Raw genomic sequence first — 23,887 nt, 5'->3', positions numbered from 1 at the left:
CTCACTCCTGCCCGGTGTCCTCGCCGCTGTCACCCCAGGCGGCAATGTCGTAGACGTAGAGATTGAACATCTGGGCAGCCAGTTCGTAGCAATAGGTCACTTCACTGGCGGACGGATCATAATAGGCGTTGGCTTCCCCGCACTGCGCGGCCCGGAAAGTCACGGGCTGGGGCAGGGCGTAGGAGCTGGTGACTTCGTTCGCGGCCCGATCCAGAATGCCGTCTTCCTTGAGCGCGACGGCAAAGTCTTCGTACTCGCCCGCATCCTCGTAGATCACCTCGATCGGGGCACTTTCATTGCCATTGAGTTCATGGGCGGAAAGCAGAGTGCTCCAGGACACCAGCGCCTGTTCATAGGTGTAGGCGCAATTCCCCTGCTGGTCCGGATCAAGCTCATAGACGTCTGCCGTTTCCCCGAAAATGTCGGGGTTGGCGCCGACCATCAGGCAGACCATGGCATAGGCCCGCTGGATATCCAGGCTGTGTTCGGCATAGTAGGAGAATTCGTCGACGCCCGAGCCGGTGGAATTGACCGCGTTGTAATACCAGCCATCCGAGGCATCGATGAGAGCGTTGAAGGCGTAGTCCTGGTCCTCGTCATTGAGCAGCCAGATGGTTGCCAATGTATCGACCGCATCTTCTTCCTTGCCCAGCACGGGCAGGCCCAGCTCGCCGATCAGCATGTGGCCGACTTCATGGTACACGGTGAAAGCCGCGTCATGCATGGCAAACGCCATCGCATCGCGCAGGACTGCGTTCTCATCGTCCTGCCCCACAGCACCGCTCGCACCAAGCGCAACGTATGTGGAAACCGCGGCCAAAGCCGTTGCATATCTGTTCATGGAACCCCCCAGTGGCGGCTGGCCGCCGATCCCGGACTTCGCCGTCAATCCCGGCTGCGCTCTGCGCGCTGGTCGAGATGGAGCTGCATGAAATCCTGCATCAACTCATAGCAGAAGATGATTTCGGTTGTCGCGGGGTCATAGAAGGCGTTGGATTCGCCACAGCGCCGGGCGGTAAAGCGGACCTGCCCATCCAGCCGATAGCCCCGGCGCAGTTCCTCGGCCACGTCATCGAAAATGCCACTGCCGCGAAACGCCCGCTCAGCCAGCCGCAACCGCGTGCCGCCATCATGATAGGTCACATTGACCCTGGTTCCGGCGTGACCCTCCTTGAGCAGCGCTTCGAGGCTGCGGCTGACCAGCTCGTAGTCAAACAGGCAGGTATGCTGCCGCTCGGAAGGAATGTCATAGGCATTGGCAATGCCGCGAAAGGCAGTGCGATCCGCCCCGACCATCAGGCAGATGATCTGCATGGCCCGGTGCCGGTCAGGGCTATAGCCCGAGGCATAGTCGGCGCCTGCGAAGTAGTTATCGTAACGGTCCCCCGTCAGCACCCAGCCATCAGCTGCGTCCTCCAAGGCCTGATTGGCCTCGGGCGTATTCTTCCCTAGCAATACCCATGTGGCGATATTGTCCGCCGCGTCCTCCTCCTTGCCAAGGACTGGCAGGGAGAGCTTGTCGATCAGCAGGTGTGCCACCTCGTGATAGAGGGTGAAGAGGCTGTTATTGACCGCAAAGCGGAGCGTTTCGGCGCGCTCCTGCTTTGAGAGGCCCGAAAGGTCCTGGGCCGCAGCAGGCAGGGTGCAGAAGGACAGGATCAGCACGACAATCAAGGCGGACAGACGTGTCATTTCTAGCCTCGGGAAGTTGGGCTCCCAGCAAATGCCAGCGTCGCGCGCCCGTCAACAGCCGATGGCACCCGATGGTGAAGACGCTACTCGCAAACGGGACCTGCTGATCCCTTATGCGCGCTCGGCCTCTTCCAGCTCGGCGCTGAATTCGAGCCAGCTTTCCTCCAGGGTCTCAAGATCGGCGCTGTAGCGCGCCTTGTCCTTGCCCAGGGCAATCAGCTTGTCCGGCGGACCGTCGTAAACCTTGGGATCGGCAAGCTGGGCCTCGATCTTGTCGAGCTCGGTCTTGAGCCGCTTCATTTTGTTTTCGGCGTCGATGATCTTCTTCTTGAGCGGGGCCAATTCCGCCCGGCGGGCGGCAGCTTCCTGGCGCGACTGCTTGCGGTCTCCCACACTGGTCGCGCCATTGCCCGCTTTGCTGTCCTTGTTGGACGTAATATTGCGCTGGTAGCTGTCGAGATCCTCGTCCAGCTCACGGATCGTGCCGTTTTCGGCAATCCAGAGCGTGTCGCAGGTGGCCTCGATCAGATGGCGGTCGTGCGAGATGATCAGCACGGCGCCCTGATAGTCGTTGAGCGCATAGACCAGCGCATCGCGGCTATCGATGTCGAGATGGTTGGTCGGTTCGTCCAGGATCATCATCGATGGGCCGGAAAATGTGATGAGGCCCATCAAGAGGCGCGCGCGCTCGCCTCCCGAAAGGTTCTTGGCCTTGGTGTCCATGCGGCTCGTGGTCAGCCCCATCTGCGCCAGCCGGCTCCTGCGTTTGGCTTCATTGTCGAGTGGCATCAGCGGGGTGACATGCTCGAGCGGGGTTTGCTCGGGCTTGAGCTTGTCCATCTGGTGCTGGGCGAAATGGGCGATATCGAGCTTCTTGTTGATCTTGAGCTGGCCATCGATGACTGGAATGTCGCCCGCCAGCAGCTTGGCAAAGGTCGACTTGCCATTGCCGTTGACGCCGATCAGCGCGATACGCGCATCCGGGTCAATGCGCTGGGTCACATTGCGCAGAATGATCTTGTCGCCGTAGCCGGTCGACACCTTGTCCAGCGTGATCATCGGGGTGGGTAATTCCACCTTGGGCTGCTGAAACTGGAACGGTGCCGCATGCTCGTCGAACATAGCCTCGGGCGGCCGCAGTTTTTCGATCATCTTGACGCGGGCCTGCGCCTGTTTGGCCTTGGTGGCCTTGGCCTTGAAGCGGTCGACGAACTTCTGCAGATGGGCGATCTGGTCCAGCGTCTTTTCGCGCTGCTTGTTGTTCAGCTCCATCTGCATGCGACGCGTTTCCTCGAACGTGTCGTAATTGCCCTTGTAGAAGGTCAGCTTGCGGTGCTCGAGATGCACGATCGAATTGACCGCCTTGTTCAAGAGGTCGCGGTCGTGGCTGATCAGAAACACCGTGTAGGGATAGGTGGCGAGGTATTTCTCCAGCCACAGCGTGCCTTCGAGATCGAGATAGTTGGTGGGTTCGTCCAGCAGCAGCAGGTCGGGCTGGGAAAACAGAACCGCCGCCAGGGCAACGCGCATGCGCCAGCCACCCGAAAGTTCGCGGGTCGGCGCATTCTGCCGGTCCTGCTCGAACCCCAGACCTTTGAGGATCGAGGAGGCACGCGCCTCTGCGCTATGCGCGTCGATATCGGCCAGGCGCATATGGATTTCGCCGATCCGGTGCGGATCGGTAGCCGTCTCGGCCTCAGCCAGCAGCGCCGCGCGCTCCTTGTCTGCGGCCAGCACGATCTCGAGCACCGTCTCGTTCCCGGCCGGCGCTTCCTGCGCCACCGCGCCGATCCGCGCCTTCTTGTTGACCTCGGTCGACCCGCTGTCGGCACCGATGTGGCCCTGGATCAGGTGGAACAGCGTGGTCTTGCCCGTTCCATTCTTGCCTACAAACCCGGCCTTCGCGCCATCGGGCAGCACCAGGGAAGCATCCTCGAACAGAGGGCGGCCCTGAATGCGATAGGTAAGGTTATTGATCTTGAGCATGCCATATTCTCGCCGACCCAATAGGCAGGATCGGCGGTCCATAAAGTCGTTTGCAATGTTGCTGTGCCAATACAGCGCGCCCGAGGAGATGTCTAATGCGCAGGACCATGGCTTCCATTCCGCTGGCGCTGGCCGCGGCCCTATGCGGCGGCGCTGCCCGCGGCCCTATGCGGCGGCGCTGCCCTGGCGCAGGAAGTTGCCAGCTTCACCCATCTATCCGCCTGCCGCATCGATGCCGAACGGATTCTGTTGCGCGCGACATTCGATGGCAGTCCCTGCTGGGCGGTGGAGCCCGCGCAATTGGCGGAACCGCGGGGAACCATGGTTGCCGTTCATCTGCCGACGATCAGCACGGCGGAAATCTGCACCATGAATATCGTGCCCGTCAGCACCGAGCAGGTGATCGAGGCGCCCGAGCCGATTGTGGACCTCGATGTGACGGCCGCCACGCCGCAGAACGACGTTATGGCGCACGGTGTGATCGAGGTGAGCGAAGGGCAGGGCGACTGCCTTGAGGCGAGGGGCTGAAAGGCGGCAAGTTGCCGTCTTGCGCCTTACACACTCACCCGCTAAAAGGCGCCACCTTTCCCACGCATGAAGCAGGAACCAACCCCCATGGCGCTCGAACGCACCTTCTCCATCATCAAGCCCGATGCCGTCCGCCGCAACCTGATCGGCAAGATCGTCGCCAAGTTCGAAGAGAACGGCCTGCGCCCCGTCGCCATGAAGAAGATCCACATGACCCGCGAACAGGCCGAAGGCTTCTACGCGGTCCACAAGGATCGCCCCTTCTTTGGTGAGCTGGTCGAGCAGATGATTGCCTCGCCGGTTGTCGTGCAGGTCCTGGAAGGCGAAAACGCCATCCTCAAGAACCGCGAGATCATGGGCGCCACCAACCCGGAAAACGCCGCTGAAGGCACCATCCGCAAGGAATTTGCCCTCTCCGTCGGCGAAAACTCCGTGCACGGTTCGGACGCTCCGGAAACCGCTGCCCAGGAAATCAAGTTCTTCTTCTCCGACGACGAAATCGTTGGGTGAGTGCCGACGGCTGGCCATGGCCAGCCGGTAAAGCCGCTCCACCGGAGCGATTTGAGGGACGAACGCCTTGAGCCCCTCGAAGGGCCGGGCCGATGTCTCCGCCACCGCAAATTCCAGGCCGCCCGCCGGGCGGCCTTTTTGCTTGTTCGTGCTATAAGGCATTGAACACGACCCGGGTCACTCCGCCATAAGGGTGGAACCCCATTGCTAGACACCAATAATCGGTCGGAGCATCCCGCAGCATCGGGGCACGGCACGCATGGTGTAATCCGTTCCGAAAGAACTGCTTTGTCCCTACCCGATACAATTATTGCCCCCATCGCCCAGGCCCTCGCGGCCAAAGGCTATGACAGCCTCACCCCGGTACAGGCTGCCGTCATCGAAGAAAGCGCGGATGGCCGCGATCTTCTGGTTTCCGCCCAGACCGGCTCGGGCAAGACCGTCGCCTTTGGCATGGCGATCGCGCCGACCCTGCTGGGCGACGACCTCATCCTGCCGCCTCCCGGCGCACCGCTGGCGCTGGTGATTGCGCCGACCCGCGAACTGGCGGTGCAGGTCCGCCGCGAGCTCGACTGGCTTTATGCCAATATGCACGCCCAGACCGCCGCCGGCGTTGGCGGCATGGACCAGCGCACTGAGCGCCGGGCGCTTGAACGTGGCGCTCATATCGTCGTCGGTACACCGGGGCGCCTGCGTGACCACATCACCCGCGGTGTGCTCGATACCTCCGCGCTGCGCGCCGTTGTGCTCGACGAGGCCGATGAAATGCTCGACCTCGGTTTCCGCGAAGATCTCGAATTCATCCTTGATGCTGCGCCAGAAGACCGCCGAACCCTGCTGTTCTCGGCCACCGTGCCCAAGCAGATCGCTGAACTGGCCAAAACGTTCCAGCGGGATGCCTTGCGCATTACCGCCGCCAGTTCCGGCTCGCAGCACGCCGATATCGACTACAAGCTGATGTCTGTTCCCGCTGCCGAGCGCGAGAACGCCGTCATCAACACACTGCTCTGGTACGAGAGCACCAATACCATCGTCTTTGCCTCGACTCGCGAAGCGGTGAAGCATCTCTCGGCCCGCCTCCACAATCGTGGTTTTGACGTGGTGACCCTGTCGGGCGAGTTGAGCCAGGCCGAACGCACGAGCGCACTGCAATCCATGCGCGATGGCCGCGCCCGCATCTGCGTGGCCACCGACGTTGCTGCTCGCGGCATTGACCTGCCCAATCTCGACCTGGTCATTCACGCCGACCTGCCAATGAATGCCGAAACGCTGTTGCACCGCTCGGGCCGCACCGGCCGGGCAGGGCGCAAGGGCACCTGCGTGGTCATCGCCCCAGCCCACCGCAAGCGCGTCGCGCTCTCCATACTGCGCACCGCCAAGGTCGATGCCGAAAATATCGCCCCGCCCAGCGCCGCCGATATCGATGCGCGTTACCGCGAACATATCCTTTCCGCCGAGACGCTGAGCACAGCAGCCAGCGAGGACGAGGCGCCGCTGGTCGGCCAATTGCTCGAGCGCCACAGCCCCGAGGCGATTGCTGCCGCCTATGTGCGTCTGCAATTGGCAGCGCGTCCGGTGCCCGAGGATGTGACCGCGATGGCGCCCGATGACTTGGGCTCGCGCGAGCCGCGCAGCCGCGAGGCCTTTGTTGGCGGCAGCTGGTTCAAGGTCAATCTGGGCCGCAAGCAGCGCGCCGAGCCGCGCTGGCTGCTGCCGATGATCTGCAAGGCTGGCGGCGTGACCAAGTCCGCCATCGGCTCGATCCGCATTTTCGATACCGAGAGCATCTTCGAGATTGCCGCCGACAAGGTCGATGGCTTCCTGCGGTCCCTGGGCAAGAACGGCACCGGCGAAAAGGGCGTGCATATCAACGCCGTTGATGGTCCGGGCGAGCGCTCCGAGCGTCCGCAGGGCAAGCGTCGCCCGCCCGGCCCGCCGGAAAAATTTGATCCGATGAAGGCCCGGCCCGAGCGCGCCGACCGCAAGCAGCGCTATGGCTCTTCCAAACTGCGGGCCGACGACTTCGAGCAGCCCACAGAGCGTCCAGCCACACGCCCGGCGACCCGGCCCGTGGAGCAGCCCGCAGAACACGTCACCATCCGCCCGGCTAAGTCGGCAAAATCGGCTCCCAAGGACAAGGGCAAGCCGAAATGGTCAAAGCCGGCCGCCGAAGGTGAAGCGCGCCCGCCCAAGAAGAAGGCCGCCAAGGCCAAGGACCACAAGAAGAACCGCAGCGAAATCTAGGCGGTTGCAGGCTGGGGCCTTAACCGCCCCAGCCGCCCCGGATTGCCGCCCAACATGATTCCCGCGCCAATGACCGCCACGCCGGCCCCGACCATCAGGGCGAAGCGATAGCCCCCGCCCGAGGTCAGCACGCCAAAGGCGGTCGCGCCAAGCAGATTGCCGGCGATGGCGACCACATCCATCAAGGAGGTCGACAGCCCAATCCGGCCTTAGATGGCCTCCTGGATATAGGAGATGTTGATGCTCATCAGCGCTGCCGTGCCCAGTCCGTTGAGGATCAGCAGCCAGTAAAAGACCGTCATGTCGGTGAGAACTGAGGCGAGGGCGAGAAACAGCGCGATCACGAGGCCGGCCGCCGCCAGCAACGTCTCCTTGGTCAGCTTGGTCGTCAGCCAGCCCCAAAGCAGCATGCAGGGCACTTCGGCAAGCGCAGTGATACCCGCGTAAAAGCCGACATCGGTGACAGTACCACCAAGGTCCGTGACGATGAAGAGCGGCACGGTGAAGCTCAAGATCCGCATCGCCATGCTCATCACGATCAGTCCGACCAAACCAGCCAGCACACCGAGCGGCAGGGCAAAAGTCGAGAGCAGCGACGCGCCCTCCGCCCGCACCGGCGGCGGGACATGCACATGGGTGGATTTGTCGCTCATCAGCGCCAGGAAAATCCCGGCGATCGCGGCGTTGCTCAGTGATGAGGCCAGATAGACGTCGAAAATGCTGAACTCTGCCGCTACCCAGCCCGCCGCCGGCGGCACTACAACCCAGGCAATGGTGAACACAGTACGCAGCGCGGTGACCATGAAGTCGGCCCGGCCCGGCATGTGCTTTGAATAATAGACCCGGACATAGGCGAAACACTGCGAAAAGCATGTGAAGCCGATTGGCATCAAGAGGGCCATGGAGATGGTGAAGCCGGTTTGCGTGGGCCAGAGATAGATCAGCCCATGGCCAGCCACACCGCCCAGCGCCGCGATCAGCACCAGGATGCGCCGATCCGGCAGCTTATCGGACAAGTAGCCCAGAAACAGGGACAGAAACGTCCCCAGAACCGACCCGACTGCCATGATGGTGGCGAACCAGCCCGGCGACATGCCCAGCGTGTCTACGCCCACCAGCGAGGCATAGGGCATGGTGGCGGCATAAGTGACGCCGGAGAAGAACATGTTGGCGCCCAGCAGGGCGGTCACGGGCATGCGGGCAGACGACGGCATCACTCTCCTCCCAAAGAGACCAGAGAGCTATCGCGGCATGCAGGGAATTGTCTATTTAAATCGATTGCGAGTTGTCAGGCCCTTTCACGTCTTACTGGCCTGCACATGCCCTCGACGGGATATCGCTTTCGACGGGGGTTGCATGCGAGGCTGAGACAATTCTGCCACGTTTCGGCATGGAGATTGCTAGACTGGCCTGGTCACGTTTGGGCCTGGATTTAGTTGGCGGGTCTAGATTTAATCGAGCTATTTCAATGCCCTGGAGGCGCAGCGTGAATCAGATTGGCAGGGCGCGGACTCACTTTCTGAAGCTCTTGAATCAATCCCTGAGCCCATCCTGGCCGTCCCGCCCCAGTTATGGCGAAAATGTGAATGGCCAAATCACTTCGTTTGCGTACCCTCGGGCGATAAGTGAACTGCCGAATTTGCGTCGCCGGCCCCGCAACATGGAGACTTACAGCGTGCCTTTGCGTTGGCAGGAAGTGGCTTTGCCGCTGATTACAATCACCCTTCTCATTGTCCTCAAATATGTCCCTCTGACCGACCATCTGCCGCTGTCCCGAGCGGCGGGCGTGGTGGCCTTTGGTTATGCTGCTTTTCTGGCCCTGCGGTTGTTGCAACCTGAGGAGGCGGTCACGGTGGATGGTGGCTGGGCCGAGTTGCGGCCGTCCATGGTGGAATATTTCGCCTGCTACGGCGCCGCAGCCCTGGCAGCCATCCTGCTCTTTGCCGTGATCATCATGGGGCATGTGGCAGACACTACCCAATTGTTGGCAACCTATCTGGCAGTCGTGCTGCTGGCTGGCGGATCGCTCGGGATCGGCTTTGCCGGGCTCTTCACAAAGACCCGCTGGGATCATCGGCAGGTGACCCATCGCAATGCCATGGGGCGCGAGACGAAGCTGGATTGGTCCGAGGTGCGCCAGGTGCGCCCCAATTGGCGCGGTATCACCATCACCGGCACCTCTGGCCGCATCACCTTTTCGCAGTTTCACGCCGGCGCAGCCCAACTGGCCAAGCATGCGGCCACCCGCGCGCGCCGCAATTCCGAAACCGCGGCCAAGGCTTTCGCAACCTGATCCTGGGAGCAGGGGCGAGCCATCACAGCCCCTGATCCCTCCCATCACCACAATGCGATTGTCGCAGGGCAGGGGGAAGACTAACCTTGTGCCATGAACGCCCCCATTGCCCAGCGCACCATTCGCTCCGTCTGCCCGCATGACTGTCCCTCGGTCTGCGCGCTCGATGTAGACATCCTCGCCGATGGCGCCGTCGGTCGCGTCCGCGGCGCCAAGGACGATCCCTATACCGCTGGGGTGATCTGCGAAAAGGTCGCCCGCTATGCCGAGCGCATCCACCACCCCGAACGCCTGACCCATCCCCGGCGCCGTGTCGGGCCCAAGGGGGCAGGGCAGTGGCAACGCATCTCCTGGGACGAGGCGCTGGACGAAATTGCCTCACGTTTCCTTGCTATCGAGGAACAGTATGGGCCTGAGGCCGTCTGGCCCTATTTCTATGCCGGCACCATGGGCCATGTGCACCGCGACGGCATCGAACGGCTGCGCGCATTGCGCGGCTATTCGCATCAATATGACACGATCTGCACCGGCTTGGCCTGGCCCGGCTATATCGCCGGCACGGGCCTGCTTGGTGGCGTCAATCCCGAGCAGATGGCCGAGGCCGATTGCGTCGTCATCTGGGGCACCAATGCCGTGCATACCCAGGTCAACGTGATGACCCACGCTATGAAGGCCCGCAAGACACGCGGCGCCAAGGTGGTGGTGATCGACATCTACCGCAATGCCACCATGGACCAGGCCGATTTGGGGCTGGTCCTCAGGCCTGGCACCGATGGTGCGCTGGCCGTTGCCACCATGCATGTGTTGCTGCGTGATGGTCTGGCCGATCGGGACTACATGGACCGGTTCACCGATTTCTCGCCTGAATTCGAAGCCCATCTTGCAACCCGCACGCCGGAATGGGCGGCCGACATCACCGGTCTGACCGTCGCGGAAATCGAAGCTTTCGCCCATCTCGTCGGCAAGACGCCGCGCAGCTTTTTCCGGCTCGGCTTTGGCTTTTCGCGCCAGCGCAATGGCTCGACCGCCATGCATGCGGCGCTCTGCATCCCGGCCATGACCGGCGCCTGGAAGCATCGCGGCGGCGGTGCCTTCCACTCCAATTCTGGGACATGGGGCCTGGACAAGTCACGTCTCACCGGCAAGCACCTGCAACAGGGCACGCCGCGCCTGCTCGACATGTCCGAGATTGGCCCGATCCTCACCGGCGACAAGAAGGCGCTGCAGGGGGGCGCGCCGGTGCACGCCATGATCGTGCAGAACACCAATCCGGCCAGTGTGGCGCCTGACCAGGCTTTGGTGCAGCAAGGATTGCGGCGCGACGACCTGTTCCTCGTGGTCCACGAGCAGTTCATGACCGAAACGGCGGAACTGGCCGATATCGTGCTGCCCGCCACCATGTTCCTCGAGCACAATGATTACTACACCCGTGGCGGCCACACCCGCGTGCTCTATGGACCCGCCGTGGTCGATGCGCCGGGCGAGGCGCGCTCCAATCACGAGGTCATCAACGCCATCGCCTTGCGTCTGGGCAGCGATGATCCGATCTTCCGCTCCACCGATCGCGAAGTGGTGGCGCACACCTTTGCACGCTCTGACTATCCGGCGCTCGAAGAGGTGGAAAAGACCGGCTACATCGATCGCGGCCGGCCCGACGACGAAGCCCGTTTCGCCAATGGTTTTGCCTGGCCCGATGGGCGCTTTCGTTTCGCGCCCGATTGGCAGGCCGTCTCGGACAAGAAGGGCTATCGCTGGGTCTGCGACCCGGCCATCATGCCGCGCTTTGCCGATCACTGGGCGATCACAGAAGCCACCGACGCCGCGCACCCGTTCAAGCTGGCCACCAGCCCGGCGCGCGCCTTCCTCAATTCATCCTTCAACCAGACCCCTGGCAGTCTCAAGCGCGAGGGCGAGCCGAGCGTCTTCATTCACCCCGAGGACGCATCCCGGCTCGGCATCGCGGATGGCGCATCGGTTGTGGTCGGCAATCATCGCGGTTTGGTGCAGTTGACCGCGCGCCTGTTTGACGGGTTGCGCACCGGCGTGCTGATCGCCGAAGGTTTGCATCGCAACAAGGCCCATCGCGGCGGGCGGGGCATCAATATGCTGACCAGCGCAGAGCCGGCCCCGCCCTTTGGCGGCGCGCCGTTTCACGATGCTGCGGTGTGGATCAGGCTTGCGGACTAGACGTCCCCGTCAGGCGAAATAGGTCGTCCAGAAGAAATACCCGGTCATTCCGATGCCATAGACGATCACGCTCATGCGGATCCACAGTGCCGGGATGTACTGCGCCAGCCGCGCCGCTGCATAGCCGCCGATGGTCACGCCCACCAGCGCGATCGAGCCGTGGTACCAGTCGATGCTACCGTTGAAAGCAAACCGCACCACCGCCACCAGCGCTACAATGGACGAGATATAGAGTTTCAGCCCGTTCATGGCGTGGATGTCTGTCATTCCCGCCAGGGCAAGGAAGGCCAGAAGCAAAATGCCGAGGCCCGCATTGAAGAACCCGCCATAGACGCAGACAGCAGCCAGCAGGGACAGGATCAGCACGGCTCCCAGGGCTTTCATGCCGCGCTTTTGGCCGCCACCCGCCCGCAGCGCAGCATTGATCCGGTTTCCGAACACGAACAGGGTCACGGCAAAGGCCATCAGCCAGGGTACCACCAGCGAGAACAATTCGTCCGACACCACCAGCAGCAGTTCCGCACCGACATAGCCGAAGAGAGCGGCAACAAGTCCATAGGTGACGAGCTTGTCCTTGTGCGCCTGCATCGCGCTCCAATAGCCGACGGTGCCGCTCACATAGCCGGGCAGGGCAGCATAGGTGTTTGAGGCATTGGCCAGGACTGGGGGAACACCAGCAAACAGCAGCGCGGGAAAGACGATGAACGAGCCGCCGCCGGCCAGCGAATTAACCGCGCCACCAAGCAGACCTGCCACGAGCAGCAGAATTTCGTTCATCTTGGTACTCCGGGACCCTGTCCTGCTCTCCTAGCGTCCAAATGCTGATCCGCCCAACGCAATTGTCTGATCGCCCCATCACGCCATTTGATCCGGCCCTTGACTTGCGGACGCCCCGGGCGCATTTACCCCTCCGGTTGCTGGCGCCTGCCGCCCGCGGATCGCACGATCCATGGTGAAGTCCAGCTCTAAACGATGATCCCTTCGGTTTTCTCCCAAGGCGCGTCATGGCAATGCGGGCTCCCATGTGAATTGTCGCCTCCCATCCGGAGAGCCCGAACCATGTCGTTTTCCCTCGATACCCCGTCCGCCCAAACCCTCAAATCCGAGGCCAAGGCCCTGCGCGAAACCCGTGCCCGCGCCGGCCAGCCGATCACCCACAGCGCCGCTCTGGAAGAGATCGCGCGTGCCCATGGCTATCGCGACTGGAACACTGCCCGCGCGGCCTTGCCAGAGCGTGTCGCCGTGCCTTTCCAGGTCGGCATGCGCGTCAAGGGCTTCTATCTCGAACAGCCCTTCAAGGGCCTGCTGATCGGCGTGCAACTCGTCCACCACATGCAGGCCTATACCGTCACCGTCCAGTTCGACGAGCCGGTCAATGTCACGCCGGACTTCATGTTCGCCGCTTACCGGCAGCGCGTTGTCTCCACTGTCGACATTCGAGGTGTGTCGCCTGCCCTGCGCGGCAATGGCCAGCCGCAAATGCGGTTGATGCGTGAATAGCGACTACTGTGCCGGGGCGGCGGCATCCGCCGTCTCGGCCTCCGCCTCCGCCTCAGTTGCGGCGCGCGCCTCGAGCTCTTCGGCAGGCACCCGCGTCCACTCTTCGCCGCGGCAAACCACGTTAAAGAGCACACAGCCATTGAGCCGCACCGTGTCCGGCCCGATCATTTCGAGATAGCCCGAATATGTCTTGCCGTCCTCGGGGTTATAGATTTCCCCGTCATAGCGATAGGGCTGATTACCCTGCCACAGCGTCAGGATCTGCAGGCCCAGCATGGGCCGGTCGCGCAGCGTCGGATCTTCGTTGCGATAGTCAAAGAACTCTTCGGGCGCCATGGCTGCCGCCGCCTCAGCTTCAGCCCCGCTCAGCATGCCCTCGGGCACCACTATGCGGGACAACTGGCCACAAAAGCCCTCCGGACAAGCCGAGATCGAAACTTCCGACAGCAGCGCCGTGCGCCAGACGCCTTCAATCGGGGCCTGGGCCGCAGCGCTTGCCGCTCCGGCCATTGCGGCCGCCAGCGCAAGCACCAGCCGCATCAGATGGCGTCGATTGCCGCTCTTCCACTTCATCCACGTTTGCCCCTTGTTGGTGTCCCGGCCATGGAATCGATCCAGAAACCGTCTCCGCCATCGCCCCGATTAGAGCCATGAATGGCTGCACATACCAACCAAATTACGGCAGGCGGGTTCCCCAACATCCACAGAGAGCAAGTCCTTGTCGTGCCCCGGACAAAAACCACTTGCCATCCTACCATAGGGCCGCTAGACCCGACCCCGCTGGAGAGGTGGCCGAGTGGTCGAAGGCACACCCCTGCTAAGGGTGCAGATGGGCAACTGTCTCGAGGGTTCGAATCCCTTCCTCTCCGCCATTATTCTTGATTTTATTGGCTTTTTTCCAGTTTTTCGCCGGTTGCCATAACGTCGATCAATCCCGACAAGTGTTGTGATTGAATGTCTTGTATGGCGCAGGCTGCTTGGGCGCTGGTGAATCGTCGGAGCGGGGAGGCCTAAATGTGGCGCCTCTACTCCAAAATGTCCGGCTCTACGTTCTTCCGAGCATCAATGGCGTATGCGCCCGTCAATGGGCGCGGTTCCCGAAATGATGCGTTGAAGTTGACTTCGTAGGTCCCACGCTCTCTTTCAGAGCGCTTATTGAAGATCGGTGCTCTGCCAAACTCGTCAGCGAACTCTCGGATTAGAAGGGCCTCAATGTCAGCATAGGCATCGAAGAAATTCTTCCGCCGTGGATGACAGTAGTGCAGACGGAACGGTTCGTCGCCCTGGCTCAGTATAAGAAACTTGCTGATCCAGTTTTTGGCATGTGCGTGGAGCCGATCACCATTGGAGCGGTATCCTTGTCTGCCGATATAGCAGACGTTCGATATCCCCTTGTCATACCGAATGGCTAATGATTTTGGAGTCTCAATTACGTATACGTATCTCTCTTTGAGATACCGAACATCTTCGATGCCTTCGATTTTATTTCCACTGACGCGCCTAAGATCAACAGTCGTCCAATCCAGTTGCATTGTTTTGTCCTCATAGAGGCTTCGAAGTGTAGCATCTATTGAAGACAAAAAAATCGCCCGCGCCAGTTTTCGGTGGTGTCGGCGGCGCGGGGGTGGACCGGGTTGGTGGCCCGAAAGGGGTGGGTGTGACGGCTCCATCTGGCGACGGTACCTATTGCGACCTAGGTAGATGCCGGGTGCGACCAGCGCCTTGATCTTGGTTTCATTCAGCTTGTTCCGCGCCATGTGCGAGTCCGATGCTACAACCTAGGCAACGAAAATGGGGCAAATACGGAATAGCAAGGGCAGGGCGCTCTATATTTCAGGAGCTTAGCCGAACAGGCAGGCTTCCTCTCTGCCACTTTCCTGACATCCTGCTAGCAGCACAATTTTTCATGGCGGTTTCGGGCGTCCGCGCGTGCCGGCGCATACGCTGGTCGCCCGTTACGGGTACCGTCGCGACGTGCGGTTACTGGATATGCTTTAGTGCGATGGATGACAGTCGCAATCGGCACGCCCCCTCGGCGTGCCGATTCACGAAAAGCTGCTAGCGCTCGACACAGAGGGCGACGCCCATGCCGCCGCCGATGCAGAGCGTGGCGAGGCCTCGCTTCAGACCGTTGCGCGTCATGTCGTGCAGCAGCGTTACCAGAATGCGGGCGCCCGAGGCGCCGATGGGGTGGCCTAGCGCGATGGCGCCGCCGCTGACATTGACGATGTGCGGGTTCCAGCCCATGCCGGCATTAACCGCGCAGGCCTGAGCCGCGAAAGCCTCGTTGGCCTCCACGCGGTCGAGCTCGGCGATGGACCAGCCGGCCTTTTCCAACGCCTTTTGGGATGCGGGAATGGGGCCCGTGCCCATGACCGAAGGATCAACTCCGGCCGTCGCCCAGCTGGCAATGCGGGCAAGGGGGGTAAGGCCACGACGTGAGGCCTCGTCTTCCCGCATCAGCACCAGCGCTGCTGCGCCATCGTTGAGACCCGAGGCATTGCCGGCAGTGACGGAGCCATCCTTGTCGAAGGCCGGGCGAAGCTTGGCCAAGCCCTCGGCATTGGTATCGGGGCGCAAATGGTCGTCGGCGTCAATGATCGTGGTGCCCTTGCGCGTCTCGATGCTGACCGGGGCGATCTCGTCCCTAAAGTGACCAGCGGCCTGAGCTGCGGCAGCCTTGTGCTGGCTGGCGAGAGCAAACGCGTCCTGCTGCGCCCGCGAAATACCGAACTGCCTGGCCACGTTTTCGGCCGTGATACCCATGTGATACCCACCAAAGGCATCGAGCAGGCCGTCATTGACCATGGTGTCGACCAGGCTGACATTGCCCATCTTGGCTCCGCCACGCAGGCTCTGGCAGTGGGGGGAGAGGGACATCGACTCCTGGCCGCCCGCCACGATGATATCGGCGTCGCCGCTCATGATCTGCTGCATGCCCAGGGCGACCGCCCTGAGGCCTGAGCCGCAGACCTGATTGATGCCAAACGCGGTGGCCGATTTTGGAATGTCAGCTTTTACCGCGGCCTGCCGGGCTGGGTTTTGACCCGCGCCGGCCGTGAGCACCTGGCCCAGAATCACCTCGTTGATCTCTTCGGGAGACACGCCTGCGCGCTTGAGGGCTGCCGTGATGGCGACCGCGCCAAGCTCGTGAGCCGGTACCGTGCTCAAAGGACCCAGAAAACTGCCGACTGGCGTGCGGGCAGCGCCGACAATGACGATATTGCTCATGCCGCCTGTTCCTCGAGCGCAACGGTGAACCGCGCTTCGGTCTTGGACCGGATCTCTTCAACGCTCACGCCATCGGCCAGCTCGATCAGGCGCATGTCCACTTCTCCCCGTCGCGCGATAGAAAAGACACCCAGATCGGTGATGACAAGATCGGCTACCCGCTTCCCGGTCAGGGGAAGGGTGCATTCGGTGAGCAGCTTGGCCTGGCCCTTGGCCTCGTGCTCCATCACCACGACCACGCGCTTGACGCCCGCCACCAAATCCATGGCGCCACCCATGCCCTTGACCATCTTGCCCGGGATCATCCAATTGGCGAGGTCACCGGCCTCGGAGACCTGCATGGCGCCCAGAATCGACAGGTCGACATGGCCGCCGCGGATCATGCCAAAGCTGTCGGCGCTAGAAAAGAAGCTCGTCTCGGGCAGGGCGGTGATGGTCTGCTTGCCTGCATTGATCAGGTCAGCATCTTCTTCACCCGCATAGGGGAAGGGGCCCATGCCCAGCATGCCGTTCTCGGATTGCAGGCGCACATCCATGCCGGCGGGAATGTAGTTGGCCACCAGCGTCGGAATGCCGATGCCCAGATTGACGTAAAAACCGTCTTGAAGTTCGCGGGCGGCGCGGGCCGCCATCTGGTCGCGGGTCCAGGCCATTATGCCATCTCCTCATCGCGCTGCCGCACGGTGCGCTGCTCGATATGCTTTTTCGGATTGGGCACATGCACGATGCGGTCGACGAATATGCCCGGCGTGTGAATATGGTCGGGATCGAAGCTTCCGGTGTCCACGAGCTCCTCGACCTCGGCAATGGTCACCTTGCCGGCCGTCGCCATCATCGGATTGAAGTTCCGCGCCGTCATCCGGTAGACGAGATTGCCTTCGTGGTCGCCTTTCCAGGCATGAACGATGGACACGTCGGCGACCAGCCCGGTTTCCATCACATAGTCATCCTCGCCGAAGCGCCGGACTTCCTTGCCCTCCGCAATCAGAGTGCCCACCCCGGTCTTGGTGAAGAAGGCCGGAATGCCTGCGCCCCCGGCGCGTATGCGCTCGGCCAAAGTGCCCTGAGGGTTGAATTCCAGTTCCAGTTCGCCGGACAGATATTGCTCGGCAAACAGCTTGTTCTCGCCCACATAGGACGAGATCATTTTCTTGATTTGACGGGTGGCCAGCAAGCGCCCCAGGCCGATGCCATCGACGCCGGCATTGTTGGAAATGACGGTAAGACCGTTAGCGCCGGATGCTTCGATCCCTTCGATCAAGGCTTCCGGAATGCCACAGAGGCCGAAGCCTCCGGACATGATGGTCATGCCGTCGGCCAGTACATCGGCCAGCGCCTCGGCCGCATTAGAGCGAAGCTTTCGCATGGGCAGTCCTCCTCCCGTTTCGGGTTTGTTGCCCAAACGCTAGGACTTGCGATGCCTGGCCGGTTAGTCGTATTTCTACCACATGATCGCAGAGCTTCGCTTCGCCTTAGCCGACATCCCGGTGCCAATGGTCTATGCAGCCCATCGCATCATCCGCGACTGCAACACCGAGTTTGCAGACCTGTTCGGCTATCGGCGCGAAGAACTGGCCGAGACCAGCTTCTCAAGGCTCTATCCGGCGATTGCCGACTTCGTTCGCACGGGTGAAATGTGGCGCCACCATCTGCCCGGAGGCGCGGTCTATTACGACGAGCGCATCATGGCCGGGGCGGGCGGGCAGCGCTTCTGGTGCCGGGTCAATGGGCGTTCGCGTGACGCTCAGGACCCGTTTGCGGCAGCGCTCTACTGCTTTGAACCAATGATCCGCCCGGTGACCGAAACCACTCTCAAGCTGACCGGACGGCAAAGGCAGATCTTGACCCTTGTCGCCCAAGGCAAGACCAACGCTGCCATTGCCGAGGAAGTCGGGCTCTCCAGGCGCACAGTCGAGGCCCACCGGCTCCGTCTGGCGCGGTCAGTGGGCGTCAGCAATTCGGCGGAGCTGGTTGCCTGGTTTCTGTCGCAGCCAACAGGCTGAGATTGTACCGTTCATTGCCGATCAGGTGTCCAGCACCGCCTGCAGGAACTCGCGGGTGCGCTCTTCATTGGGGTCGGTGAAAAGGTCTTCGGGCGCGCCTTCCTCGCGGATGCGGCCCTGGTCGAAGAAGCAGACGCGGTCCGAGACTTCGCGGGCAAAGCGCATCTCATGCGTGACCAGCAGCATGGTGAGGTCATGTTCCTCGGCCAGCTTGCCGATCACGTTGAGCACTTCGCCCACCAGTTCGGGATCGAGCGCCGAGGTCGGCTCATCGAACAGCAGGATATTGGGGCGCATGGCCAGGGCCCGGGCGATGCCGACGCGCTGCTGCTGGCCACCGGAAAGCTGGTGCGGATATTTCTGTGCCTGGTCCGCCAGACCTACCAGGTCGAGCAGTTCTTCAGCCCGGTCCTTGGCGTCCTTCTTGGACATGCCGAGCACCCTGACAGGCGCTTCGGTGATATTGCGCAGCACGGTCATGTGCGGGAACAGGTTGAACTGCTGGAACACCATGCCAAGCTGGGCGCGCATCTTGTGCAGATGCGCTTCGCTGGCCGGCTTGAGGCTGCCGTCCGGCGCCTTTTCGTGCCACAGCGGCTCGCCGCCCACCGTCACCACGCCGCCATTGATATCTTCGAGCGTCATCAGAATGCGCAGCACGGTCGATTTGCCTGACCCGGACGGGCCGATGATCGAGACTTTTTCGCCCTTCTTGACCTCGAAATCGAGCTCGTTGAGCACCGTCAGATCGCCGAAGCGCTTCACCACCTTGTCAAATTTGATGATCGGTTCTTCGGTCATTTCAAGGGAATCCCCTGCTTGGGCAGCCAGTTGTCGAGCAGGCGCACGCCACTCGAGGCCACCAGAGTCATGATGAGATAGATTGCGCCGACCAACGAAAGCGGAATCAGATAGTTGAATGTCCTGTCGCCGATGATGCGGGCCACGTTGAGCATTTCCAGCACCGTTACCACTGACAGCAACGGCACATCCTTCATGATCGACACCAGATAGTTGCCCATTGCCGGAACAATGCGCGGCACGGCTTGGGGCAGGACGATGTGGGTAAAGGTGCGAGTGCCCGAAAGGTTGAGAGCGCGTGCTGCCTCGTGCTGGCCCTTGGCCACGGCCTCGATGCCGGCGCGATAAACTTCCGAGGTATAGGCCGAATATTGCAGGCCAAGGGCCAGCGCGCCTGTCATGAAAGCGGGTAGGGTAATCCCGAATTCGGGCAACACGTAATAAAGAAAGAACAACTGGATCAACAGCGGCGTGTCACGCAAGAACTCGGTGACCACCGCGGCAGGCCAGGAGATGATCTTGAGCGGGGCGGCTTTGAGTGCTGCCCAGACGAGCCCTACGACGAGCGCGATGAAGAAGCCCAGTACGGTGGCCTGGATGGTCACCCACATGCCGATCAGCAGGATGGGCAGTATCGAAACGGCAAATGCCCAGCCCGAGGACGTGTCCCATTCAATTCCAAAGAGCATATTTCTACCTCGCTCCGGCGCGCCAGCGGCCCACAAACCGCTCGAGCAGTTTCATCATAGCGGTCAAAACCAGCGCCAGGCCGAAATACATCAACAAAGCCAGTGTGTAGATCGTCGTCGAGTCCTGGGTGAAATTGCGCAATTGCTCAGCACGAAACGCTAGGTCGGACAAGGAAATGAGCGAAACGAGCGCAGTATCCTTGAGATTCTGAATGGCCAGATTGCCGAAAGGCGGCATCATTTCGGGGATCGACTGGGGCAGCGCGACCCGCCACAGGGTCATTCGCGGCGTGAAATTGAGCGCCTTGGCGGCCTCATATTGATCCTTGGAGACGGACTGGATGGCCCCGCGCACAACCTCGGCGCCATAGGCTCCAATATTGAGCGACAGCGCCAAGACACCGGCGGCGACAGGGGGCAGGCGCAGATCGATGCCAATCGCCTGGCCGGCGACCGGAAGGGCGAAATACAGCCAGAAGAGCTGCACCAGCAGCGAGGTACCGCGGAATATCTCGATATAGCCTATCGAAATCGCCCTGATCAGCGGGTTATGGGCAAGCTTGCCGATGCCTGCGGCGAACGCAAGGATCGCTCCGAACACCGTTGAATAGATCGTCAGCTCGATGGTCACCCAAGCCCCCAGCATCAGGGGGTTGAGATATTGGGTCCAATCCATGAAGGCGTTCTCAACCTAGCTTTTTTATTGTTGTTGCTGGTGAAGCTTAAACCAATTTACCGGCGGGCGCCAAGCAAGCGCCCGCCGGCAGATCAGATCATGAACCGAAACTACTCGGTGCAGAGCTCTTCAGTGCTCATGTCGAACGAGCGCGAAGTATCGGCATCGGTAAAGCCGTAGCCCGAAACCGTATTCAGCCATTCGTCGGTCTGCTTGTACTCTGCGAGCACTTCGTTGACCGCGTCGCGCAGCTCTTCATTGCCCTGGGCAAAGACGAAACCGCCCCAAGAGCGCTGTTCGGTCCCATTGATCACGGGATCGGTGAAGCCTTCGGCGACTTCCACGGAGTCGCTCTGGCCGGCCAGTTCGCTGGCGGTCAGGCCGGTCGCGGCATAGGCGTCGGCGCGACCGGTCGAAACGGTCGAGATCGCATCGGCGTTGGACGAGATGGTTACGAGCTGACCTTCCGACACGCCCAGTGCCTGCATCATGTCGAGCTGGTTCGCGCCGGCCATGATGGCGACCTTGAGATCGGAATTGTCAGCAAAGTCAGCATAGCCGCTCAGCTCTTTGGGATTGCCGGCGGGCACCAGGAGACCTTCACCATAGGAAGTGTTGGGCTCCGAATAGATGACCGTGGCGCAACGGGTCGGTATGATGGCCATTTCGGCGGCAACCATGTCGAACCGGTCGGCCTGCAGGCCGGGGATGAGCGAGGAAAAGTCGGTGGTGATCCACTCGATATCGGTCACGCCGAGTTCCTCGGCGATGTGCTTGGCCACGTCTGGGCCGGCACCCTTGGCTTCGCCCGAGACCGGATCGATATAGCCATAGGGAATCTCATTGGCGACCGCGATGCGGATCGAACCCGATTCCTGGATTTCGGCCAGCGATGCGGCGCTGACAGCGGTAGAGGCAAGTGCCGAAGCGGCGATGGCGGACAGCGCCATGACTGCGGTTTTTCCGAATTTGGTCATGTGTGTTCTCCTCATTTCTTCTTCTTCGGGCGGTTGAAACCGGCTGCTGCCCATCCCTGCAGCCGGCATGGATCAGGCTGCCGCGTGCAATTTGTGTTGCGGGGCGGCGGCCCAGTCTTCGATCAGGCCCTTGTGCAGGGCCGCGATTGTGGCTTCGAACTGGTCGGGCTCGACGATGACCTGCAGGTCGACCTTGCGTAGCAGGTCGTGCACGCCCAGCGGCTCGATCCCGGCATCTGAGAGGGCACGAATGGCCTGGGTCAGCACCTTCGGCGATCCCAGGTCGCGGCCGATGGCCGAGACCAGCGCAATCTTGCGCAAGGAGATATCGGCTGTCGGAAAGGCGTTGGACAGATCGGTCTCGACCCGCTTGATCGCCTTCATCGAACCCTTGAGATAATGGGTGATGGTGTTGGCGTTGGAGGTCTTGGCGATAATCCAGACCTTGTGCCGCTTCAGCGCCTCGAGGATTTCGGCGTCGTAGCCTTTTACCCCGACCATGTCCTGGTCGTAGAACTCGAAGGCGTAGACATTTTTCAATCCGGTCACGATTTCGACCTGGGGTGACTGCGCATCAAGGTCAGAACGGATCACCGTACCGGGATGTTCCGGCTCGAAAGCATTTTTCACACGCAGCGGAATACCGGCTCGACGCAGGCCCTTGGCCGCGCGGGGATGGATCGCTTCCATGCCCATATTGGAGAGCTGGTCGGCCACGTCGTAATTGGTTTCACCAATCACGCGCACTGCATCCTGCGACACCAGCCGCGGGTCGGCGCTCGAAAGGTGGAATTCCTTATGAATGATCGCCTCGCGCGCCTTGGTCACGACCGTCAGTCGCGACAAGGTCACCTCCGAATAGCCCCGGTCATAGGTGCCCATCAGCGCTTCGCTGCATTGGGCATAGCCTGTGACAATCGGCAGCTCGGTGGCAAGATCGACATCTGCCAGCGCCCGCTCAATGGCCTCATCGAGCGTGTACTGGCCCTCGTCGCGCCAGCCGGTGAGGTCGATCATCCGGGCGCGGACGCCGTTGAGGTTGAGCAGCAGCGCGGTGTTGAACGCGGAATGGGCTTCACCCAGCGAGGCCAGCATTTCGCGCACGGTCAGCAGATGCTGCTGGAGCTGGAAATGCCCGAATGAGCACAGCCGCTGCAGATCGATCAGGCAGGATCGCACGCCTTCCACCCGCTCGCGGGCAAAGCGGTTGGCCGATTGACGGGCGCCTTCGTCGGCGAAGATGCGCTCATTATGGGCGAACATCTTGTCGGCCACGGCGCTGAGGGCATCGCCCCAGCCCCAGCCGCTCTCGGCGCTGGAAAACAGCGCATAGACGCCGGGCTTGCCGGATTTCTTGTGTTCGAGCAGGTCGTCGGTCATCCCGGCATAGGCCGAGACCACAAAGATGCGCTGGTACAGATCGGCACCCTTGCGGTTACCAATCAGCACGGTGTCGAGCAATTCCTCGGTGCGGGACATCGAGGTGCCGCCGATCTTTTCAACAGTATGGCGCGGGCTTTCGGTGGTCATGCAGTCTCCAGCCGCTCCCTTTTCGGGAGCGGAGCCATTTGGTTGGTCGTGGGCGTCTTTAGAAACCGGCCTTAGCCGATTTTGCCGGTCTCAATGCTGATCGGACCCTTGGGGTCACGCGAGCTGAGGAATGCCGGGCGCGGGTTCTTGGCCGCGAAGGGCGCTACAACGCGGTTGGACCAGGCATTATAGACAAAGAAGGCATTCGAGCGCGGGAAGGGCGTGATATTGCCGTTCGAGCCGTGCATCGTGTTGCAGTCGAACAGCACCACGGTCCCGGCCTTGCCCGAGGCGTAGTCGATGCCATGTTCCTTGGCCATCTTCGTCAGCGCGTCATGCGAGGGAACGCCAATTTCCTGCTTCTTGAGCGAGGTCTTGTGGTTATCCTCAGGGGTCTCGCCGGCACAGGCGATGAAATTCTTGTGGGTGCCCGGCATCAGCATCAGTGGACCATTGAGCGCGTCATTGTCCGTGAGCAGGATCGAGGCCGAAATGGCGCGCATGCGCGGCATGCCATCCTCGGCGTGCCAGGTTTCGAAGTCCGAGTGCCAGTAGAACTCCTTGCCGGTAAAGCCCGGCTTATAGTTCAGGCGCGACTGGTGGAGATAAACCTCGTCATCGAGCAGGAAGCTGACGGCGCCGGCAATGCGGCGGTCGCTGGCGAGGCGCGCGAACAGCGCATTCTCTTCATCCAGCCGGAAGACGGTGCGCACCTCGTTCGAGCCGGGCTCGGTGATCACGTTGTCTTCTGCAATCTTTGCCTCGCCCGAACGCATATGGGCGGATTCTTTCTGCAGGGCGGCGACTTCTGCCGGGGAAAAGACGTCCTTGAGGACCAGATAGCCGTTCTTTTCAAAGCTCTCGGTCTGCGCACGCGTCAGCGGCGCTTCCGGGGTCCAGTTGCCCCAGACGACGGGGTCTTTGCGCTCCTGCCACTTTTCGGCTGGCAAGCGGGTGGGGTAGTCATCGTGATTGGCGGTGTCGAAAGCTGACTGGGTCATGGTTCTCGCCTTTCAGTTTGTGTTTTTAAGTATCTGGAC

The 23,887-nt window shown here is 61.6% G+C and carries 24 protein-coding genes and 1 tRNA gene; 8 read left to right on the top strand and 17 right to left on the bottom strand.

Annotation, left to right across the window (positions count from 1 at the left end; translation table 11 throughout):
* Position 1 precedes the first annotated feature (1 nt).
* From ACE4RL_RS14150 to ACE4RL_RS14140, 3 genes are all read right to left on the bottom strand, one after another.
* Positions 2-841 (bottom strand): DUF4344 domain-containing metallopeptidase, encoded by an 840-nt coding sequence (locus ACE4RL_RS14150; RefSeq protein WP_375597756.1) that lies wholly within the window; start codon positions 839-841, stop codon positions 2-4.
* A 44-nt stretch (positions 842-885) separates the two neighbouring features.
* Entirely contained in the window at positions 886-1,692 is an 807-nt protein-coding gene (locus tag ACE4RL_RS14145; protein ID WP_375597755.1) for a DUF4344 domain-containing metallopeptidase, read from the bottom strand.
* Positions 1,693-1,803: 111 nt separating this feature from the next.
* The gene (locus ACE4RL_RS14140) at positions 1,804-3,678 is read right to left on the bottom strand and encodes an ABC-F family ATP-binding cassette domain-containing protein (protein ID WP_375597754.1); all 1,875 of its coding nucleotides are present in this window, start codon (positions 3,676-3,678) and stop codon (positions 1,804-1,806) included.
* Between the two features lie 321 nt (positions 3,679-3,999).
* Between ACE4RL_RS14140 and ACE4RL_RS14135 the strand changes: the two genes are divergently transcribed.
* From ACE4RL_RS14135 to ACE4RL_RS14125, 3 genes are all read left to right on the top strand, one after another.
* Entirely contained in the window at positions 4,000-4,206 is a 207-nt protein-coding gene (locus ACE4RL_RS14135; protein ID WP_375597753.1) for a hypothetical protein, read from the top strand.
* Positions 4,207-4,293: 87 nt separating this feature from the next.
* Positions 4,294-4,716, top strand: coding sequence for a nucleoside-diphosphate kinase (ndk, locus tag ACE4RL_RS14130; protein ID WP_375597752.1), 423 nt, complete (start codon positions 4,294-4,296; stop codon positions 4,714-4,716).
* A 288-nt stretch (positions 4,717-5,004) separates the two neighbouring features.
* Positions 5,005-6,960 carry a DEAD/DEAH box helicase gene (locus ACE4RL_RS14125; RefSeq protein WP_375597751.1) on the top strand — a complete coding sequence of 652 codons (1,956 nt, stop codon included), beginning with the start codon at positions 5,005-5,007 and terminating at the stop codon, positions 6,958-6,960.
* Here the strand turns inward: ACE4RL_RS14125 and ACE4RL_RS14120 are convergent.
* Together ACE4RL_RS14120 and ACE4RL_RS14115 are read right to left on the bottom strand one after the other, a co-directional pair.
* Positions 6,957-7,142: a hypothetical protein gene (locus ACE4RL_RS14120; protein WP_375597750.1), complete on the bottom strand. Its 186-nt coding sequence runs from the start codon at positions 7,140-7,142 to the stop codon at positions 6,957-6,959. The genes ACE4RL_RS14125 and ACE4RL_RS14120 overlap by 4 nt on opposite strands.
* Positions 7,143-7,169: 27 nt before the next feature.
* A complete protein-coding gene (locus ACE4RL_RS14115; RefSeq protein WP_375597749.1) occupies positions 7,170-8,174 on the bottom strand; it encodes an MFS transporter in 1,005 nt (334 codons plus the stop codon).
* 461 nt (positions 8,175-8,635) lie between these two features.
* On the opposite strand from ACE4RL_RS14115, the gene ACE4RL_RS14110 reads away from it, so the two are divergent.
* Both ACE4RL_RS14110 and ACE4RL_RS14105 read left to right on the top strand, forming a co-directional pair.
* Positions 8,636-9,253 carry a hypothetical protein gene (locus tag ACE4RL_RS14110; protein ID WP_375597748.1) on the top strand — a complete coding sequence of 206 codons (618 nt, stop codon included), beginning with the start codon at positions 8,636-8,638 and terminating at the stop codon, positions 9,251-9,253.
* A 93-nt stretch (positions 9,254-9,346) separates the two neighbouring features.
* Complete coding sequence (locus ACE4RL_RS14105; RefSeq protein ID WP_375597747.1) at positions 9,347-11,440, top strand: molybdopterin-dependent oxidoreductase; 2,094 nt, start codon at positions 9,347-9,349, stop codon at positions 11,438-11,440.
* Positions 11,441-11,449: 9 nt separating this feature from the next.
* Here ACE4RL_RS14105 and ACE4RL_RS14100 read toward each other — a convergent pair whose 3' ends face one another.
* Positions 11,450-12,217: a sulfite exporter TauE/SafE family protein gene (locus ACE4RL_RS14100; RefSeq protein ID WP_375597746.1), complete on the bottom strand. Its 768-nt coding sequence runs from the start codon at positions 12,215-12,217 to the stop codon at positions 11,450-11,452.
* A 282-nt stretch (positions 12,218-12,499) separates the two neighbouring features.
* Between ACE4RL_RS14100 and ACE4RL_RS14095 the strand changes: the two genes are divergently transcribed.
* On the top strand, positions 12,500-12,940 hold the full coding sequence (locus ACE4RL_RS14095; protein ID WP_375597745.1) for a glyoxalase superfamily protein: 441 nt from the start codon (positions 12,500-12,502) through the stop codon (positions 12,938-12,940).
* Positions 12,941-12,943: 3 nt separating this feature from the next.
* Here the strand turns inward: ACE4RL_RS14095 and ACE4RL_RS14090 are convergent, their stop codons facing one another.
* On the bottom strand, positions 12,944-13,513 hold the full coding sequence (locus ACE4RL_RS14090; protein WP_375597744.1) for a DUF2147 domain-containing protein: 570 nt from the start codon (positions 13,511-13,513) through the stop codon (positions 12,944-12,946).
* A gap of 209 nt (positions 13,514-13,722) precedes the next feature.
* On the opposite strand from ACE4RL_RS14090, the gene ACE4RL_RS14085 reads away from it, so the two are divergent.
* A tRNA-Ser gene (locus ACE4RL_RS14085) sits at positions 13,723-13,812 on the top strand.
* 153 nt (positions 13,813-13,965) lie between these two features.
* Here ACE4RL_RS14085 and ACE4RL_RS14080 read toward each other — a convergent pair.
* The 4 genes from ACE4RL_RS14080 to ACE4RL_RS14065 all read right to left on the bottom strand — a co-directional run bounded on the left by ACE4RL_RS14080 (position 13,966) and on the right by ACE4RL_RS14065 (position 17,537).
* The gene (locus tag ACE4RL_RS14080; protein ID WP_375597743.1) at positions 13,966-14,697 is read right to left on the bottom strand and encodes a hypothetical protein; all 732 of its coding nucleotides are present in this window, start codon (positions 14,695-14,697) and stop codon (positions 13,966-13,968) included.
* Positions 14,698-14,998: 301 nt separating this feature from the next.
* Positions 14,999-16,171, bottom strand: coding sequence for an acetyl-CoA C-acetyltransferase (locus ACE4RL_RS14075; RefSeq protein ID WP_375597742.1), 1,173 nt, complete (start codon positions 16,169-16,171; stop codon positions 14,999-15,001).
* Positions 16,168-16,824 (bottom strand): 3-oxoacid CoA-transferase subunit B, encoded by a 657-nt coding sequence (locus ACE4RL_RS14070; RefSeq protein WP_375597741.1) that lies wholly within the window; start codon positions 16,822-16,824, stop codon positions 16,168-16,170. Before ACE4RL_RS14070 ends, ACE4RL_RS14075 begins: the two co-directional genes overlap by 4 nt.
* Complete coding sequence (locus ACE4RL_RS14065; RefSeq protein WP_375597740.1) at positions 16,824-17,537, bottom strand: CoA transferase subunit A; 714 nt, start codon at positions 17,535-17,537, stop codon at positions 16,824-16,826. Before ACE4RL_RS14065 ends, ACE4RL_RS14070 begins: the two co-directional genes overlap by 1 nt.
* 82 nt (positions 17,538-17,619) lie before the next feature.
* Here ACE4RL_RS14065 and ACE4RL_RS14060 point away from each other — a divergent pair, with 82 nt between their 5' ends.
* The gene (locus ACE4RL_RS14060) at positions 17,620-18,174 is read left to right on the top strand and encodes a LuxR C-terminal-related transcriptional regulator (RefSeq protein WP_375597739.1); all 555 of its coding nucleotides are present in this window, start codon (positions 17,620-17,622) and stop codon (positions 18,172-18,174) included.
* Positions 18,175-18,195: 21 nt separating this feature from the next.
* On the opposite strand, the gene ehuA is transcribed toward ACE4RL_RS14060, so the two are convergent.
* The 6 genes from ehuA to thpD form a co-directional block, all read right to left on the bottom strand.
* Positions 18,196-18,975: an ectoine/hydroxyectoine ABC transporter ATP-binding protein EhuA gene (gene ehuA, locus ACE4RL_RS14055; RefSeq protein ID WP_375597738.1), complete on the bottom strand. Its 780-nt coding sequence runs from the start codon at positions 18,973-18,975 to the stop codon at positions 18,196-18,198.
* On the bottom strand, positions 18,972-19,664 hold the full coding sequence (ehuD, locus tag ACE4RL_RS14050) for an ectoine/hydroxyectoine ABC transporter permease subunit EhuD (protein WP_375597737.1): 693 nt from the start codon (positions 19,662-19,664) through the stop codon (positions 18,972-18,974). The genes ehuA and ehuD overlap by 4 nt, the downstream gene beginning before the upstream one ends.
* Positions 19,665-19,668: 4 nt before the next feature.
* Complete coding sequence (gene ehuC / locus ACE4RL_RS14045) at positions 19,669-20,340, bottom strand: ectoine/hydroxyectoine ABC transporter permease subunit EhuC (RefSeq protein WP_375597736.1); 672 nt, start codon at positions 20,338-20,340, stop codon at positions 19,669-19,671.
* Between the two features lie 110 nt (positions 20,341-20,450).
* Complete coding sequence (gene ehuB / locus ACE4RL_RS14040; protein WP_375597735.1) at positions 20,451-21,317, bottom strand: ectoine/hydroxyectoine ABC transporter substrate-binding protein EhuB; 867 nt, start codon at positions 21,315-21,317, stop codon at positions 20,451-20,453.
* Positions 21,318-21,389: 72 nt separating this feature from the next.
* Complete coding sequence (locus ACE4RL_RS14035; protein WP_375597734.1) at positions 21,390-22,847, bottom strand: aspartate kinase; 1,458 nt, start codon at positions 22,845-22,847, stop codon at positions 21,390-21,392.
* A 71-nt stretch (positions 22,848-22,918) separates the two neighbouring features.
* Positions 22,919-23,848, bottom strand: a complete 930-nt coding sequence (thpD, locus tag ACE4RL_RS14030; protein WP_375597733.1) for an ectoine hydroxylase — start codon at positions 23,846-23,848, stop codon at positions 22,919-22,921.
* Between the last annotated feature and the right edge of the window lie 39 nt (positions 23,849-23,887).

The organism is Devosia polycyclovorans (assembly GCF_042181575.1).
GTDB classification, from domain to species: Bacteria; Pseudomonadota; Alphaproteobacteria; order Rhizobiales; family Devosiaceae; genus Devosia; species Devosia polycyclovorans.
Note: the sequence above shows the minus strand (reverse complement) of the source record. Positions and strands in the feature narration are given on the sequence as shown.